At 73.1% G+C, this 15871-nt stretch carries 15 protein-coding genes; 5 read left to right on the forward strand and 10 right to left on the reverse strand.

Annotation, left to right across the window (positions count from 1 at the left end):
* Nucleotides 1–138: 138 nt before the first annotated feature.
* The 9 genes from ACFWEJ_RS17800 to ACFWEJ_RS17840 form a co-directional block, all read right to left on the reverse strand.
* Nucleotides 139–900, reverse strand: a complete 762-nt coding sequence (locus ACFWEJ_RS17800) for a crotonase/enoyl-CoA hydratase family protein (RefSeq protein ID WP_377230546.1) — start codon at nt 898–900, stop codon at nt 139–141.
* Nucleotides 897–2423 (reverse strand): class I adenylate-forming enzyme family protein, encoded by a 1527-nt coding sequence (locus ACFWEJ_RS17805; RefSeq protein WP_377230547.1) that lies wholly within the window; start codon nt 2421–2423, stop codon nt 897–899. The genes ACFWEJ_RS17800 and ACFWEJ_RS17805 overlap by 4 nt, the downstream gene beginning before the upstream one ends.
* 107 nt (nt 2424–2530) lie before the next feature.
* On the reverse strand, nt 2531–3808 hold the full coding sequence (locus tag ACFWEJ_RS17810) for a cytochrome P450 (RefSeq protein ID WP_377230548.1): 1278 nt from the start codon (nt 3806–3808) through the stop codon (nt 2531–2533).
* A gap of 191 nt (nt 3809–3999) precedes the next feature.
* A complete protein-coding gene (gene era, locus ACFWEJ_RS17815) occupies nt 4000–4968 on the reverse strand; it encodes a GTPase Era (RefSeq protein ID WP_377230549.1) in 969 nt (322 codons plus the stop codon).
* Complete coding sequence (locus ACFWEJ_RS17820) at nt 4965–6347, reverse strand: hemolysin family protein (protein ID WP_377230550.1); 1383 nt, start codon at nt 6345–6347, stop codon at nt 4965–4967. The genes era and ACFWEJ_RS17820 overlap by 4 nt, the downstream gene beginning before the upstream one ends.
* A gap of 5 nt (nt 6348–6352) precedes the next feature.
* The gene (gene ybeY / locus ACFWEJ_RS17825; protein ID WP_285108568.1) at nt 6353–6805 is read right to left on the reverse strand and encodes an rRNA maturation RNase YbeY; all 453 of its coding nucleotides are present in this window, start codon (nt 6803–6805) and stop codon (nt 6353–6355) included.
* Entirely contained in the window at nt 6802–7854 is a 1053-nt protein-coding gene (locus ACFWEJ_RS17830; RefSeq protein ID WP_357487385.1) for a PhoH family protein, read from the reverse strand. The genes ybeY and ACFWEJ_RS17830 overlap by 4 nt, the downstream gene beginning before the upstream one ends.
* 153 nt (nt 7855–8007) lie before the next feature.
* The gene (locus ACFWEJ_RS17835) at nt 8008–8979 is read right to left on the reverse strand and encodes a sensor histidine kinase (protein ID WP_377230551.1); all 972 of its coding nucleotides are present in this window, start codon (nt 8977–8979) and stop codon (nt 8008–8010) included.
* Nucleotides 8976–9656 (reverse strand): response regulator transcription factor, encoded by a 681-nt coding sequence (locus tag ACFWEJ_RS17840; protein ID WP_377230552.1) that lies wholly within the window; start codon nt 9654–9656, stop codon nt 8976–8978. Before ACFWEJ_RS17840 ends, ACFWEJ_RS17835 begins: the two co-directional genes overlap by 4 nt.
* Before the next feature lie 133 nt (nt 9657–9789).
* On the opposite strand from ACFWEJ_RS17840, the gene ACFWEJ_RS17845 reads away from it, so the two are divergent.
* From ACFWEJ_RS17845 to ACFWEJ_RS17855, 3 genes are read left to right on the forward strand one after another with little or no spacing between them, the layout of a single operon-like run.
* Nucleotides 9790–11220, forward strand: a complete 1431-nt coding sequence (locus ACFWEJ_RS17845; RefSeq protein ID WP_377230553.1) for a ferric reductase-like transmembrane domain-containing protein — start codon at nt 9790–9792, stop codon at nt 11218–11220.
* Between the two features lie 32 nt (nt 11221–11252).
* A complete protein-coding gene (locus ACFWEJ_RS17850; RefSeq protein WP_377230554.1) occupies nt 11253–11702 on the forward strand; it encodes an FMN-binding protein in 450 nt (149 codons plus the stop codon).
* A 13-nt stretch (nt 11703–11715) separates the two neighbouring features.
* Nucleotides 11716–12537 carry an FAD:protein FMN transferase gene (locus ACFWEJ_RS17855; RefSeq protein WP_377230555.1) on the forward strand — a complete coding sequence of 274 codons (822 nt, stop codon included), beginning with the start codon at nt 11716–11718 and terminating at the stop codon, nt 12535–12537.
* Here the strand turns inward: ACFWEJ_RS17855 and ACFWEJ_RS17860 are convergent, their stop codons facing one another.
* On the reverse strand, nt 12538–12888 hold the full coding sequence (locus ACFWEJ_RS17860) for a histidine triad nucleotide-binding protein (protein ID WP_285108565.1): 351 nt from the start codon (nt 12886–12888) through the stop codon (nt 12538–12540).
* A 246-nt stretch (nt 12889–13134) separates the two neighbouring features.
* Between ACFWEJ_RS17860 and ACFWEJ_RS17865 the strand changes: the two genes are divergently transcribed.
* Both ACFWEJ_RS17865 and ACFWEJ_RS17870 read left to right on the forward strand, forming a co-directional pair.
* Nucleotides 13135–14955, forward strand: a complete 1821-nt coding sequence (locus tag ACFWEJ_RS17865) for a helix-hairpin-helix domain-containing protein (protein ID WP_377230556.1) — start codon at nt 13135–13137, stop codon at nt 14953–14955.
* Complete coding sequence (locus tag ACFWEJ_RS17870; RefSeq protein WP_377230557.1) at nt 14952–15836, forward strand: OmpA family protein; 885 nt, start codon at nt 14952–14954, stop codon at nt 15834–15836. Before ACFWEJ_RS17865 ends, ACFWEJ_RS17870 begins: the two co-directional genes overlap by 4 nt.
* Nucleotides 15837–15871: the final 35 nt, after the last annotated feature.

Below are 15871 nucleotides of genomic sequence, written 5' to 3' on the forward strand. Positions count from 1 at the left end.
CTTTCAGCCGCCTGAAAGAGGAGAAACCAGGGCCTCAAAGAGAACCCGCCGAAGCAGGGCGGCCACGGTCCGGCCGCCGGCGGCCACGGTCCGGCCGCTGGCGGCCACGGTCCGGCCGCTGGCGGCCGGGCCCGGGCGTCAGGCCAGGGTGCCGTGGCGGCCGGCGCCCGCGGCGAAGTCGGCCGCGCCCCCGTAGGCGTCCGCCGACAGGGAACGTTCGCCGTGCTCCCACTCGCGGGCCAAGGCTTCAGCCTCAGACATCCCCCACTGGTCCAGCACCGACGCACGGTCCTCGCGGAGGCAGACCTGCGGGAACGCCGCGAGCGACGCCGCCAGCCCCACGGCCGCCGACACCGCCTGCCCCGCGGACACGACACGGTTGGCCAGGCCGATGCGCAGCGCCTCGTCGGCCTCGACGGACCGGCCGGTGAGGATCATGTCCATCGCGTGCGACTGCCCGATCAGCCGGGGCAGCCGCACGGTGCCGCCGTCGATCAGGGGGACGCCCCAGCGTCGGCAGTAGACGCCGAAGACCGCGGTCTCGTCGGCGACGCGCAGGTCGGCCCAGGCCGCCAGCTCCAGCCCGCCCGCGACGGCGTGGCCGGACACGGCAGCGATGACGGGCTTGCTCAGCCGCAGCCGGGTGGGGCCCATGGGCCCGTCGCCGTCGGGCGCGGCGCGGTTGCCGTCCGGTGTGCCGAGCGCCTTGAGGTCGGCACCGGAGCAGAACGTTCCGCCCGTGCCGTACAGCACGGCGGCGGTCGCGGCGTCGTCGGCGTCGAAGGCGCGGAACGCGGCGGCGAGCGCCGCAGCGGTGGGGCCGTCGACGGCGTTGCGCCGCTCGGGGCGGTCGATGCCGATCAGGGTGACGCTGCCCTCGCGCGTGACCAGGACGCTCATCGGCTGCCCTCCCACAGGGGTTCGCGCAGCGCGCGGCGCAGCACCTTGCCGACGGGCGAGAGCGGCACCGAGTCGACCGCGCGCACGGACTTGGGCACCTTGTAGCCGGCCAGCTTGTCGCGGACGGCGGCCTGGAGCGCGGCCTCGTCGACGGCGGCGCCAGGCGCGGGCACGACGAACGCGGTGACGGCCTCGACCCAGGTGTCGTCGGGGGCGCCGACGACGACGGCCTGGGCCACCGACGGCTGGGCCAGCAGCACGTCCTCGACCTCGCGCGGGTAGACGTTGTAGCCGCCGGTGATGATCATGTCGCTGCGGCGGTCCACGAGGTAGAGGTAGCCGCGCTCGTCCACGCGGGCCATGTCGCGGGTACGCAGCCAGCCGTCGCCGGCGAACATCTCGGCGTTCAGCTCGGGGGCGGCGTGGTAACCGGCCATGGTGAACGGCGCGCGGACCCGGATCTCCCCGATCTCGCCCGGCGCGACGGGGGTGCCGGCGTCGTCGGTGACGAGGATCTGCGCGTCGAGCGCGGGCTGGCCGCAGGAGCCCAGCAGGGACGCGTCGGCGTGGTCGGCGGCGTCGAGCACCGTGAGGCACAGCGGTGCCTCGGTCTGGCCGTAGTACTGCGCGAACCGGGGTCCCCACACGTCCATGGCCTGCTCGATCACGGGCAGTGGCATGGGGCTGGCGCCGTAGATGGCGGTGCGCAGGGAGGACACGTCGGCGCCCTGGGCGACGCCGGAGGAGAGCAGCATCCCGATCATCGTGGGCACCAGGTTGATCTCGGTGGCGCGGTACCGGGCGATCGCGTCGACGTAGCCCTGGGGCTCGAAGCCGGACAGCACCACGGACTCCCCGCCGCGCAGCCAGTACGGCAGCACGAACGTACCGCTGGCGTGGATCAGGCTGGCCGCGTGCAGCATCACCGAGTCGCGCGCGGGGCTGACCAGGTTGGTCAGGATGTTCGTGACGATCGCGGCGTAGCTGGCCTGGGTGTGCTCGACCGCCTTGAGCGTGCCGGTGGTGCCCGACGTGTACAGCAGCAGGATCGGGTCCTGCGGGTGCGCGGGCAGGTTCGGGTCGGTGGTGGAGACGTCCTGCATCGCCGTGAGCAGGTCCGGTCCGCCGACGGCGCCGGACGCGCCGAGGCCCAGCGTCGTCAGACCGTGCGCCTCGGCGAGCTCGCCCGCCCGCTCGGCCAGGGCGGCGTCGTGCACCAGGAGGCGCACCTCCGTCTCCTGGAGCATGCGGCCCTGCTCGGTGGCGGACAGCCGGGCGTTGAGCGGCACCCGCGTGACCCCCGCCTTGAGGCAGGCGAAGTCCATGGCGATGGACCACAGCCCGTTGCCCATCAGCAGCGCCACGCGCGCCCCCGGCTCGGCGCCGTGGGCGTGCAGCACCCGCGCCATGGCGTTCGCCGCGGCGTCCACCTGCGCATACGTCAGCGACTCGGCACCGAAGCGGACGGCGGTGCGGGGCCCGAACCGGGCGGCGCCGCGGCGGACCAGGTCAACGGTGAGCATGCTCTTCCTCCACGACAGGTGTCCGGTAAGTACGTTTCGTGACCGTACTACCGGGTCTGCGGGGCGCGGAAGGGCGCGTCGACTACGTCACACCGCGGGCGCCACCCTCAGCGCACCACGTAGATCTCGGTGCCCGACGACCGCGCCCGCGCGTACCGGACGGGCAGCGCCTGCGGGTGCCGCACCCAGGGCGACGGAACCCAGGCGAGGTCGTGGTCCTCGACCGCGAGCTCCAGGTCGAGCTCGGTGAGCAGCCGGTTGATCGCGACCCGCGCGATGATCCGCGCCTGCCGCGACGCCGGGCACCGGTGCGGCCCCACGCCCCAGGCCAGGTGCGCCCGGTTGCCCACCTCGTCCCACATGTTCCCGGTGTGCACCAGCGGGTCCTGGTTCGCGGCGGCGACGGCCATGATCAGGGCGTCACCCTTGCGGATCAGCTTGCCGTCCAGCTCCAGGTCGCCCATCGAGTACCGGGGCAGCGGCGGGTTCGCGGCGGGCGCCTCGCGCCAGAGCACCTCGTCCAGCGCGTCGTCCAGGGCGATCCGGCCGCCGGTCCAGCGCGCCGCGAACCGCTGGTCCGTGAGCAGCAGCCGCAGGGTCAGCGCGATCCACGCCGTGAGGAACTCGCTGGCCGCGATGAGCGGCACCGACATCGAGTCCGCGATCTCGCGGTCGTTCTGGAAGCTGGGGTGCCGCACGAACGACGACGTCAGGTCCGACCCCGCCGTCGCCTTCCGGTCCTGGACGTGCGCCATCAGGTTGCGGCCCATGCGGTCGCGCGCCTGTGCCGCCTCCCCCGTGTGGTCCATGATGTGCGCCGAGTCGACCATCATCTGGTTCGCGGTGTCGTGGTCGAAGCCGAACAGCGCTGTCACCGCGAGGAAGCCGACCTTCTTGGCCCAGTCCTGGACCAGGTCGGCCTCGCCGCTGGTGCCGAGCTCCTCGACCAGCCGCATGCTGACCTCCTCGACCTGCGCCACCACCAGCTTCTCCGGCAGCGCCTCCAGCCCGTCGTCCAGGGGCTGGCGCAGGCGGCGGCGCAGCTCGCCGTCGTGGTGGTACGAGGAGTTGCGCGGCTCCCGGGGCGAGATGCCGAGCAGCGCGGAGCGCTCCGACAGCAGCCCGTCATAGTGCCAGCGCCAGTTGCGCGGGTCCCGGGAGAACGCCGACTCGTTCCGGGCGATCTCGCAGATCTCCGCGTGCCCCATCACCAGCCACGCCGGCACGCCCGGCTCCATGTCCACGGGGGCCACCACACCCCATCTGGCGCGCAGGACGTCGTAGATCTCCTGCGAGTCCGCGCCCCCGGTGGTTGCCGACAGGGGGGTGAGCCCGGTCAGGCTCGTGAGCTCGACGGGGGGCGTTCGAGCGACCACTCTCTCCATCCCGCAATCACAGCACAGTGTCCGTATTGCCCGTAATCCTGGCTGCGATATTGGTACCGGTCAGAGCTCGTCGGGCCCCAGCCCGTAGGCAGCACCGTGCTCCTCGGCGCCGCCGGCCGAGGCCTTTCTTAGAGTTTCTTAGTTCTACTTATTTCAAGCGTGGCCCGCCGCGGCGGCGGCAGCCGACGGCGTCAGAAGCCCAGCCGGCGCAGCTGCTTCGGGTCCCGCTGCCAGTCCTTGGCGACCTTGACGTGCAGGTCCAGGTACACGCGCTGGCCCAGCAGCTTCTCGATGCCCTGCCGGGCCTCGGTGCCGACCGACCGCAGCCGGGACCCGCCGCGCCCGATGATGATCGCCTTCTGCGAGTCGCGCTCCACGAACAGGTTGACACGCACGTCCAGGAGCGGCGGGCGGCCCTTGGCCGGGTCGCCCGAGCCCTCGCGCTCGACGATCTCCTCGACGACCACCGCGAGGGAGTGCGGCAGCTCGTCGCGCACGCCCTCCAGGGCGGCCTCCCGCACCAGCTCGGCCACCATGACGGCCTCGGGCTCGTCGGTCAGCTCGCCGTCCGGGTACAGCTCGGGGCCCTCGGGCAGGTGGGAGACGAGGACCGCCTCGAGCTCCTCCACCTGGTAGCCGTCCTTGGCGGAGACGGGCACGATGTCGGCCCACTCGCGGTCCACGGACCGCGCGAGCTGGTCAACGGCGATGAGGTGCTCCATCAGGTCGGCGCGCGGCACCAGGTCGGCCTTGGTCACGACGGCGACGACGGGCACGGCCCGGCGGCCCGTCATCAGCTCGGCGAGCTGCGCCGCGATGTAGCGGTCGCCCGGCCCCACCTTCTGGTCCGCGGGCAGGCAGAACGCGATGACGTCCACCTCGGACAGCGTGTCGCGGACCAGGTCGTTGAGCCGCTCCCCCAGCAGGGTGCGGGGCCGGTGCAGGCCGGGGGTGTCCACCAGCACGAGCTGGGCGTGCGGGCGGTGCACGATCCCGCGGATCGTGTGCCGGGTGGTCTGCGGCCGCGCCGACATGATCGCGACCTTCTGCCCCACCAGCGCGTTCGTCAGGGTCGACTTGCCGGCGTTGGGGCGCCCCACCAGGCAGGCGAACCCGCTCCGGTGTGCGACGGTCTGTTGCCCTGCGGGCTGCTCGCTCAAGAGGTCACTTCCTTCTGGTCACGCTTCTGATCACGGTGGTCGTGCTGGTCGAGACCACCGTTGCTGTCGTCCGGCTCGCCCACCGGTTCCGTGCGGTGCACGAGGATCGTCGAGATCTGCTTGCGGCGGCCCTCGACGCGCTCCGCCTCCAGGTGCACGCCGCCGACCTCGACGGAGGCGCCGGCGAGCGGCACCTTGCCCAGGGCCTTGGCGAGCAGCCCGCCGGCGGTGTCCACGTCGTCGTCGTCCAGACGCAGGTCGAACAGGTCGCCGAGCTCGTCCACCGGGAGCCGGGCGGGCACGCGCAGCACGCCGCCGCCCAGGTCCTCGACCTCCTGGACGGGCACCGTGTCGTGCTCGTCGGTGAGCTCGCCGACGACCTCCTCCAGGAGGTCCTCGATGGTCACCAGGCCCGCGACGCCGCCGTACTCGTCGACCACCAGCGCCATGTGGCTGGCCGAGGCCTGCATCTCGCGCAGCAGGTCGTCGATCGGCTTGGACTCGGGCACGAAGACGGCGTCGCGCGCGACGTCGGCGGCCGGGCGGCGGGACGGCTCGGGCGCGGCGCCGCCGTCGCCCACGGGCCAGTGCACCGCGGCGACGACGTCCTTCAGGTAGGCGACGCCGACGACGTCGTCCACCGACTCGCCGACGACGGGCACACGCGAGAAGCCGGACCGCAGGAACAGCCGCAGCACCTTGTCGAGCGAGGTGTCGGCCGTGACGGTCACCATGTCGGTGCGGGGCACCATGACCTCGCGCGTGATGGTGCCGCCCAGCTCGATCACGGAACGGAGCAGCTCCCGGTCGGACTCCTCGAACGCGCTGGACTCCCCCACCCGGTCCGCGATGTCGCGCAGCTCCGCCTCGGTGGGCGGCGACGGGTCGACGTGCGGCACCGAGATGCGGGTCAGCCAAGCGACCGCGCGCGAGACGCCGGTCAGAGGGCCCACCAGCGCGAGCAGCACCGCGGCGGGCCGGCGGAAGCCGAGCGCGCGCGGCGAGACCCGCACGAAGATGACGCCGACCACCACGCCCACCACGAGCGCGATGAGCATGACCGGCAGCTCGTTGGGCACGCCCTCGCCCGGGATCGCCTGCTGCACCAGCAGCGTCCCGGCCGCGATGGCGACCACCTCGGACATGACCCGTACGAGCGCGAACGAGGCGACCGTCGCCGGCGGGTCCACGACGAGCGCCTGGGCCCGCCGGATCCGCTCGGCGCGGAGCGGGTCGGGCGACTGCCCCAGCTCGGCCTCCGCGAGCGCCTCGGTGAGGGACGCGCGGGTGACGCGCAGGAGCGCGGCCTCGCCGGCGGACAGCATGCCCGCCAGCGAGAGGCCGACCAGCATGACAAGGGTCAGGAGCAGGACGATCACGCCGGTCACCGGGTCGCGAGGAAGGTCAGGAGAAGCTTGCGCTGCAGGCCGAACATCTCCTTCTCCTCCTCCGGCTCCGCGTGGTCGTAGCCCAGCAGGTGCAGGATCCCGTGCGTCGTCAGGAGCAGCAGCTCCTCGGTCGTGGAGTGGCCGGCGGCCTTGGCCTGGGTGACCGCGACCTCCGGGCACAGCACGATGTCGCCGAGCGTGCCGGCCGGGGTGATGTCGCCGTCGCGCCCGGGGCGCAGCTCGTCCATCGGGAAGGAGAGCACGTCCGTGGGGCCGGGCTCGTCCATCCACTGCACGTGCAGGTCGGACATGACGGTGGTGTCGACGAAGATGATCGACAGCTCCGACTGGGGGTGTACCCGCATGGCGTCGAGGACGAAGCGGCCGAGCGCGGCGAACTCCGCCTCGTCGACCTCGAACCCCGACTCGTTGTTGACCTCGATGCTCACCTGCGCTGCCTCTTGCTCCCCGGACGGTGGTCCTGCGGCTGGCGGCCCGGACGACGGTCGTCCGTGAGCACGTCCCACCGCGCGTACGCGTCGATGATGTCGCTGACCAGCCGGTGCCGCACGACGTCGGACGACGTCAGGCGGCAGAACTCGACGTCGTCGACGCCCAGCAGGATGTCCTCCACGACGCGGAGCCCGGAGGTGGTGCCGCCCGGCAGGTCGACCTGCGTGGCGTCGCCGGTGATCACCATCTTGGAGCCGAAGCCCAGGCGGGTCAGGAACATCTTCATCTGCTCGGTCGAGGTGTTCTGCGCCTCGTCGAGCACGATGAACGAGTCGTTGAGCGAGCGGCCGCGCATGTAGGCCAGCGGCGCCACCTCGATGGTGCCCGCCTCGATGAGCTTGGGCACCTGCTCGGGGTCGACCATGTCGTGCAGCGCGTCGTACAGCGGGCGCAGGTACGGGTCGATCTTCTCGGACAGCGTGCCGGGCAGGAACCCGAGACGCTCTCCCGCCTCGACAGCGGGGCGCGTGAGGATGATCCGGTTGACCTGCTTGGCCTGCAGCGCCTGGACGGCCTTGGCCATGGCGAGGTAGGTCTTGCCGGTACCGGCCGGGCCGATGCCGAAGGTGATGGTGTTGGTGTCGATGGCGTCCACGTACGCCTTCTGCCCCACCGTCTTGGGCCTGATGGTGCGGCCCCGGTTGGACAGGATGTTGAACGTGAGCACCTCGGCGGGGCGCGACGCCGACGCGTCGCTCAGCATCGCCACCGAACGCTTGACGACCTCGGGGGTGAGCTGCGTGCCCGCCTCGACGACCTCGATCAGCTCGTCGAGCAGCTGGGTGACCAGGGCCACGTCGCCCGCCGGTCCGTTCACCGCTATCTCGTTGCCACGGGCGTGGACGTCGACGCCGGGGAAGCCCTCCTCGACGGCCCGCAGCACCGAGTCCCGGCTCCCGAGGAGCGCGACCGTCGGGATGTGGGCCGGGACGACGATCTTGTGCTCGATCCGGGTCTGGGACTGTGTGCTGGGCGTAGTTGTCATGAGCCGGTCCCGCGGGACCGATCCGCTCCTTCACGCGGTAGGGATGACGACACTGCTCATCCTATCGACCCGTCAGGGTCACGCCACGGCCTTTCCTGCTCCTGGTCGAGACGAAGTTCGAACGAGGCCCTGGAGTTCGCCACCGGCAAGCGCTCAGAGCCGGGGAAGACGCAGGAGCATCGTCGTGCCCTCGGGGGACGTCGACTCGACGGTCACGTCGCCGTGGTGGCGGCGTGCGATGTCGCGCACTAGCGCCAGGCCGAGCCCGAAGCTCCGCCGCTCGCGGTCGCCCTCGGTGTGGGCGAACCGCTCGAAGACCCGGTCCGGGCTGATGCCCTGGATGCCCGGGCCCGTGTCCCTGACCCGGAGGGTCGCCGTGCGGCCGGCGACGCCCACGCCCACCTCGACGACGCCGCCGGCCGGGGAGTGCTGCAGGGCGTTGTCCACGAGCGCGACGACGCACCGTGTCACGGCCACGCGCGGGACGGCGACGAGCGGCTGCGCCTCGACCCGGGTCTCGACCCGCACCCCCGTCTGCTGCGCCAGGACCTCCAGGGAGGAGACGGCGGCACGGACGGCGTCGGCCAGCGGCGTCGCCGCGCCGTCCGGCGCCTCGGCCGCCTCGGCGCCCAGCAGCAGGTCGTCGATCACGTCGGCCATCGACGCGACGTCCGTCCGGAGCCTGCCCACCACCTCCTCGACGGGCTCCCCCCGGTCCAGCCGGCGCTCCAGCACCTGGAGCCGGCCGGTGAGCACGGTCAGCGGCGTGCGCAGCTCGTGGCTGGCGTCCGCGACGAAGTTCCGCTGCAGGCGCAGCGCCTCGGCGAGCGGTGCGACGGCCCGGTGGGCGGCGAGCCAGGCGACGACGCCGAGGAGGACGATGCCGACGGCGCCGAGCAGCGCGACCAGGCCGATCACCTCGTCGCGCTCCACCACCCACGCGACCTCCGCCCCGTGCGGCGGCCCCAGCCGGTGCTCGACGCTCTCCTGGCGCGCCCGCAGCGACACGGTGGTGATCAGGACGGCCACGCCGACGACGGTCAGCACCGCGGACGCGATGCCGACGTAGAGCCCGATCGAGAGCGCCGCGCGACGCACGCGGGACCGGTCGGCGGCCAGGGTCATGCCAGGTCACCGACCCGGTAGCCGCGCGAGCGGACCGTCTCGACCATCTGCCGGCTCGTCTTCCTCCGGAGGTAGTGCACGTAGGTGTCGACGCTCCCCGGCGAGTCCTCGTCGCTGAACACGGTGTGCAGGATCTCGTCGCGCGAGAACACGTGGTCCGGGCTCGAGCTGAGCAGGTCCAGCAGCGCGTTCTCGGTGACCGTGAGCTGGATCCGCGCGCCGGTGGGCGAGTAGACGGTCCGGTTGTCCGGCGTGTACGTCCAGTCCCCGAGGTAGCGCCGTGATCCCGCCACTGCGTACCCCCGCCGGAGCGCCCGCAGGCGCGCCAGGAGCTCGTCGAACTCGAAGGGCTTGACCAGGTAGTCGTTGGCCCCGCCGTCCAGGCCCTGGACCTTGTCGTCCACCGTGCCGAGCGCGGTCAGCATCAGCACCGGGGTGTTGAGGTGCGCACGCCGCACCGCCGCGACCAGCGCCACGCCGTCCATGCCCGGCAGGCGCCGGTCGACGACCAGCACGTCGTAGTGCCGGTGGAGGCACAGGTCGAGCCCTCGTTCCGCGTCGGCGGCACGGTCGACCTGGTACTCCTCCGACAGGACCTCGGCCAGCATGGCCGCGATGTCCTGGTCGTCCTCGACGACCAGGAGCGCAGGACGCCGCGCGGCGGTCCGGTCCTCCATGCTCCCCACCTCCTGGGCGTTCGTGCGCCGGTGCTCGTCCCATCCTTCCGCCGATGCTCCAAGAATTCGCCGAGAAACCGCGGCCGCGCCCATTCTGAGTCCAGTCTTAGAACCCGGGTCGGACGCTGGTGCCATGGGCACTCTGCTACGTGGTACGTCGACACCGGCACCAGCCGTCGCGCCGCGCGCCCCGGCGGGGCGGGCCGGGTTGCGGCGCCTGCAGGCCTGGCGGACGGCGGGGATCGCCGCGCTCTGGCTGACCAGCCTGTTCGTCGTGGCCCTGTGGGTCAGCGGCGGGGGCGTCCAGGCCGCCGGGCAGGGCGGCGCGCCGCTGGTGACGACCCTTGGCCGGCTGACCGGCCTGGTGTCGGCCAACCTGCTGCTCTACCAGGTGCTCCTGATGGCCAGGGTGCCGCTGTTCGAGCGGGCGTTCGGCCGCGACGCGCTGACCCGGGCCCACCGCCGCACCGGGTTCTGGTCGTTCTGGCTGTTCCTCGCCCACATCGTGCTCATCACCCTCGGCTACGCGGTCGTGGCCGGTTCCGGGTTCCTCGCCGAGCTCTGGCTGCTGGTCCGCGACTACCCGGGCATGCTGCTGGCCGCCGCGGGCACCGCGCTCCTCGTCGGCGTGGTGGGCCTGTCGATCCGGCGCGCCCGGCGCCGGATGCGGTACGAGTCCTGGCACCTGCTGCACCTGTACGCCTACCTGGGGGTGGGCCTGGCGCTGCCGCACCAGCTGTGGACCGGTGCCGACTTCCTCGCCTCCCCGGCAGCCACCTGGTACTGGTGGACGCTGTGGGCGGTCGCCGCCGGCTGTGCCCTGGTCTACCGGGTCGCCGTCCCCCTCGTGCGGTCGGCCCGGCACGACCTGCGCGTGGCCGAGGTGGTGCCCGACGGGCGCGACGGGGTCACGGTCCGTATGACCGGACGCGGCCTGGACCGGCTCGGCGTCCGGGCCGGGCAGTTCCTCGTCTGGCGCTTCCTCGACGGGCCGGGCTGGACCCGGGGGCACCCGTTCTCCGTGTCGGCACGCCCCGCGCCGGACGGGCTGAGCATCACGGCGCGCGTCGTGGGTGACGGCACGGCCCGGCTGACCCGGCTGCGCCCGGGCACGAGGGTCCTGGTCGAGGGGCCCTACGGCCACCTCGTCGGGGCCCACCGGGAGGGCACCAAGCTGCTGATGCTCGGGGCGGGCGCCGGCGTCGCGCCCCTGGTCGCCCTGCTCCAGGCGGAGCAGTACGCACCGGGTGACGCGACCCTGGTGACCCGCGACAGCAGCCCCGAGGCCGCGCTGCTGAGCGGGGACGTCGCCGCGCTGGTCCGGGAGCGCGGCGTGAGGCACCAGCCGCTCGACGGTCCCCGCTCGCACGTGAGCTCGCCCTGGCTGCCCGGCGCGTACGAGGCGTGGCAGGGGGCCCAGCTCATCGCGCACCTGGCCCCGGACCTGGCCGAGCACGACGTCTACCTGTGCGGACCCGTGCCCTGGATGGACGCGGTGCGCGCCGATCTCGACCGGCTGGGGGTGCCGCGCTCGCGCGTCCACTCCGAGGCGTTCGCTGTCTGATGACGATCACGATGACGACGAGAGGAGCATCCATGAGCAGGATCGTCTACGCGCTGCTCGCCACCCTCACCTGCCTGGTGCTGCTGTTCGGCTACCGCACCTCCACGCAGGTGGTGCTGCCGACGACGGCCGCGCCGGTCACGTCCCCGGCCCCCTCCGGGGCCGGTGACGGGGGCGGCACGGCGGCGACGTCGTCCGGGCTGCAGGACGGCACCTATCAGGGCAGCACCGTCTCCACGCGGTGGGGCCCGGTGCAGGTGCAGATCACCGTGGCCGGCGGGCGGGTCACCGACGCCCAGGCACTCCAGCAGCCGAGCGGCAACGGCACGGACGAGCAGATCAACGGCTACGCCATCCCGGTGCTCGACGGCGAGGTGCTCGACGCCCAGAGCGCGCAGATCGACATGGTCTCCGGGGCCACCGTCACGAGCACGGGCTACCTCGGCTCGCTGCAGAGCGCCATCGACCAGGCCCAGGGCTGAGGGGACGGCGATCATGCGGCACGACGGCCCTCGCCGGCTGGTCGAGGTGGAACAGATCATGGGCATGCCGATCAGCGTGCACGTCGTCCTCGGCCCCGGGGTCCGCGACCCGGACCGTGCCGCCCCGGTCGTGCGCCCCGCGGTCGGGCGGGTCTTCGAGCACCTGCGCGCGGTCGACCGGGTCTTCTCGACCTACCGCGCGGACTCCGACGTGCTGCGCCTCGCCCGGGGCGAGCTGGACCTGGCGGACGCCGACCCGATGGTCGGGGAGGTGCTGCGCGAGGCCCGCGCGGCCGAGGTGGCGACCCACGGGCGGTTCTCCGCGTGGTGGCGCGGCTGGTTCGACCCGACGGGCCTGGTCAAGGGCTGGGCGGTGGAGCAGGCGACCGCGGCGCACCTGGTGCCGCTGCTCGCCGAGCCGGACGTCGCGGCGGTGGGCGTCAACGCCGGCGGCGACCTGCAGCTGCACACCGACCCGGCCGCGGACTGGCGCTGGCGCGTGGGGGTCGCCGACCCGGCGGACCGCACGGCCGTGCTCGCCACGATCGTCGTCGACGACGGGGCGGTGGCCACCTCGGGCACCGGCGAGCGCGGCCTGCACGTCGTCGATCCCGCGACGGGACGGCCCGCGACCACCGTGCGCTCCGCGACCGTCGTGGCGGACCGCCTGTCGCACGCGGACCTCTGGGCGACCACCGCCGTCGTCGCCGGCTTCGACGACCTCGGCTGGCTGGCGGACGCGCACACCGCGCAGGGGATGCTCGTCGCACCCGACGGCCGGATCAGGCGGTGGACCGGCAGCACCGAGGTGACCGTCGTCGAGCGGTCCGCCTGATCAGGCGAAGCCGGGCAGCTCGCCGCCGGCGAGCAGGTGCGCGTGCACGTGGAAGACGGTCTGACCCGCCTTGGGCCCGGTGTTGAAGATCAGCCGGTACTGGCCGTCGGCGAGCTCGCTCGCCACGCCGTCCGCCAGCGCGATCACGCCCGCCAGGCCCTCGGGGTCCGACGCCGCGAAAGCGGGCACGTCCGGGTAGTGCTCTCGGGGGACCACGAGGACGTGCACCGGCGCCTTGGGCGCGATGTCCCGGAAGGCGATGGCGGTGTCCGACGAATCGACGAGGTCCGCGGGGATGTCCCCCGCGACGATCTTGCAGAAGAGGCAGTCCGGGCTGTCGGTACTCGTCATGTCGGCAGGCTACCGGCGGTCGTGCGCACGCCGCGCCCGCAGGCGACTGCGACGCCCCGGCCGGGGGCTCACCAGGATTTCCCATTCCGTTACATGGTTCGAAATGCCTGGGTGAAGGTGATGTGGGAGAGTTTGCGGCGTTCGATGGAGATTGGCGTACTGAGACACCGTTTTTGGTGTCGTCCAACCTCGCAGGTCCCGTCGGTCGCCCCTCACACCACACACAGCAGTCACCTGGAGGTTCGCGTGGGTTGGTTCATCGCCCAATCGCTCGCATTCATCATCATCGCGGCCCTGATCGGCCTCGCGATCGGCATCTGGATCGGCTGGCTCGTCTGGGGCCGCCGCGCCAAGGGCAAGCACACCGCCGAGAAGGCGGAGGCGGCCGCCCGGTCGACCGCCGCAGAGTCGGGTGCGGACGCGGAGTCGGGTGCGGACGCCGGGAGCGAGGCCACCGCGCAGGCTGCCGCGACGAAGGCCGAGACGGTCCCCGCGCTCGCCGGTGCCGCCGCGGCCGGGACCGCCGCCGGCGACGCCGAGCAGGACGCCACGACCGCCGCCACGGACACCGTGCTGCCCGTGGCCGACGAGGCCGCGGAGGCGGGTGCGGACGCCGACAGCGCGGCCGACGCCGGGGCCGACGCCGGGGCCGACGAGCCGACCGACGAGCAGGGCGAGGCAAAGCCGGCCGACGCCGAGCAGGACGTCGAGGTCGCCGGGTCCGACGTCGTCGCCGAGGCCGAGGCCGTGGCCCGCGCGGCGGCCGAGGCGGACGCCGCCGCCAAGGCGGCCGCACCGGCCGAGGCGGGTACCGAGGAGCACACCGAGGCTGAGGCGACCCCCGAGGCCGTGACACCGGACGACCTGCAGCGGATCGAGGGCATCGGGCCGAAGATCGCCGCCGCGCTGGTGGCCGCCGGCTACTCCACGTACGCGAAGATCGCGGCAGCGACCGAGGACGAGCTGCGCCAGGCCGTCGCCGGCCAGGGCATCAAGTTCGCCCCGGCCGCCAGCAGCTGGGCCGACCAGGCGCAGTACCTCGTGGACAACGACGCCTCCGGCCTGGACGAGTACCAGGACTACCTCGTGGGCGGCCAGGAGCGGCGCGCGAAGTTCAACGAGAACGTCGACTACACGGACGTCGACGAGGTCGAGGGCGCCGAGGCCAAGGCCGCCGACCTCGCTGCGGACGAGGCCGCCGCCGCGACGGCGGAGACCACGCCGGAGCCCGAGCCCGAGCCCGAGCCCGAGCCCGAGCCGCAGGATCTCCAGCGCATCGAGGGCATCGGACCCAAGATCGAGACCGCCCTGCGGGCCGCCGGCTACACCACGTACGCCAAGGTCGCGGGCGCGAGCGAGGACGAGCTGCGCGCGGCGCTCACCGCGAGCGGCATCACCTTCGCCCCGGCCGCCACGAGCTGGGCCGACCAGGCGCAGTACCTGGTGGACGGCGACGATGACGGCCTGCGCGAGTACCAGGACTACCTGATCGGCGGCCAGGAGCGGCGCGCGAAGTTCAACGAGAACGTCGACTACGCCGACGTCGACGAGATCGAGGGCGCCGAGGCCAAGGCCGAGGCGATCGCCGAGGACGAGGCAGAGGCCGCCACGGCCCCTGCCCCGGAGGCGAAGCCGGCCGCCGTCGTCGAGCCCGAGCCGGAGCCCGAGCCCCAGGACCTGCAGCGCATCGAGGGCATCGGGCCCAAGATCGAGGCCACCCTCAAGGCCGCGGGCTACGCGACGTACGCCAAGATCGCGGGCGCGACCGAGGACGAGCTCCGGGCGGCGCTCGCCACGGGCGGCATCAAGTTCGCCCCGGCCGCCAGCAGCTGGGCCGACCAGGCGCAGTACCTGGCCGACGGCGACGAGGACGGCCTGCAGGAGTACCAGGACTACCTGATCGGCGGCCAGGACCGGCACGCGAAGTTCCGGAAGGACGTCGACTACACCGACGTCGACGAGATCGAGGGCGCCGAGGCCAAGGCCGAGGCGATCGCCGAGGACGAGGCCAAGGCCGCCGCCCCCGACGGCGACGCCGAGCCCACGCAGTCCGAGGTGAAGGCATGAACCTGAAGGTCGTCCTGCCCCCGGTGATCATCGTGGTCCTCGGGATGGGCGCCCTGTCGGGCGTCCAGAACACGGGCTTCCGCGAGCACATCGAGTCCACGCTGACGGAGAGCGCGCAGGGGGCCCTCTCCGCGGCGGGACTCGACGGGGTGGACGTCGCGTTCGCGGGGCGCGACGCCGACGTGACCGCGCCGACCGACGCCGAGGCGCTGGCGGCAGCCGACGTCGTCGGCGAGGTCGAGGGTGTCCGGGCCGCCGCGGCCTACGGCCCGGACGGGCTGGTCTCGGCCGAGGCCGGGGCTGCGGACGCCGACGAGGACACGGCCGAGGACTCGGCCGAGGACGACGCGACGGACGACCTGGCCGACGTCGCGACGGACGCGTTGGCCGAGGCGACGGCGTCGCCCGAGCCGACCACGACGCCGTCGGACAGCGGGACGGCCGGGGACGACGAGGCCGGGGACGACACGGGGAAGGACGCCGAGGAGCAGGACGAGCCGAAGCGCGAGCCGACCCGCGAGGAGCGGGAGAAGGCGCAGGAGGACCTCGTCGAGATCCCGAACATCACGTTCGTCACGGACAGCGCGCGGCTGACCAAGGACGGCCGCAAGGTGGTCCGGGAGGCGGCCGAGGTGCTCGCGGAGCACCCGGAGGTCGAGGTCCGCGTCGAGGGGCACACCGACTCGGTGGGCACCGAGGCGCTCAACCAGAAGCTCAGCGAGCGGCGCGCGGAGGCCGTGGTCGACGAGCTCGTGGAGCAGGGCGTGGACCGCGACCGGCTGACGTGGAAGGGCTTCGGCGAGTCCGACCCGCTGGTCGTCCCGCGCACGTTCGCGGACCTGGAGAAGAACCGCCGGGTGGAGTTCAACATCACGAACTAACCACCCCTTCGTTGAGTGCTGGCTATTTGTTGCTC

It is taken from the genome of Promicromonospora sp. NPDC060204 (genome assembly GCF_042728455.1).
Lineage (GTDB): Bacteria > Actinomycetota > Actinomycetes > Actinomycetales > Cellulomonadaceae > Promicromonospora.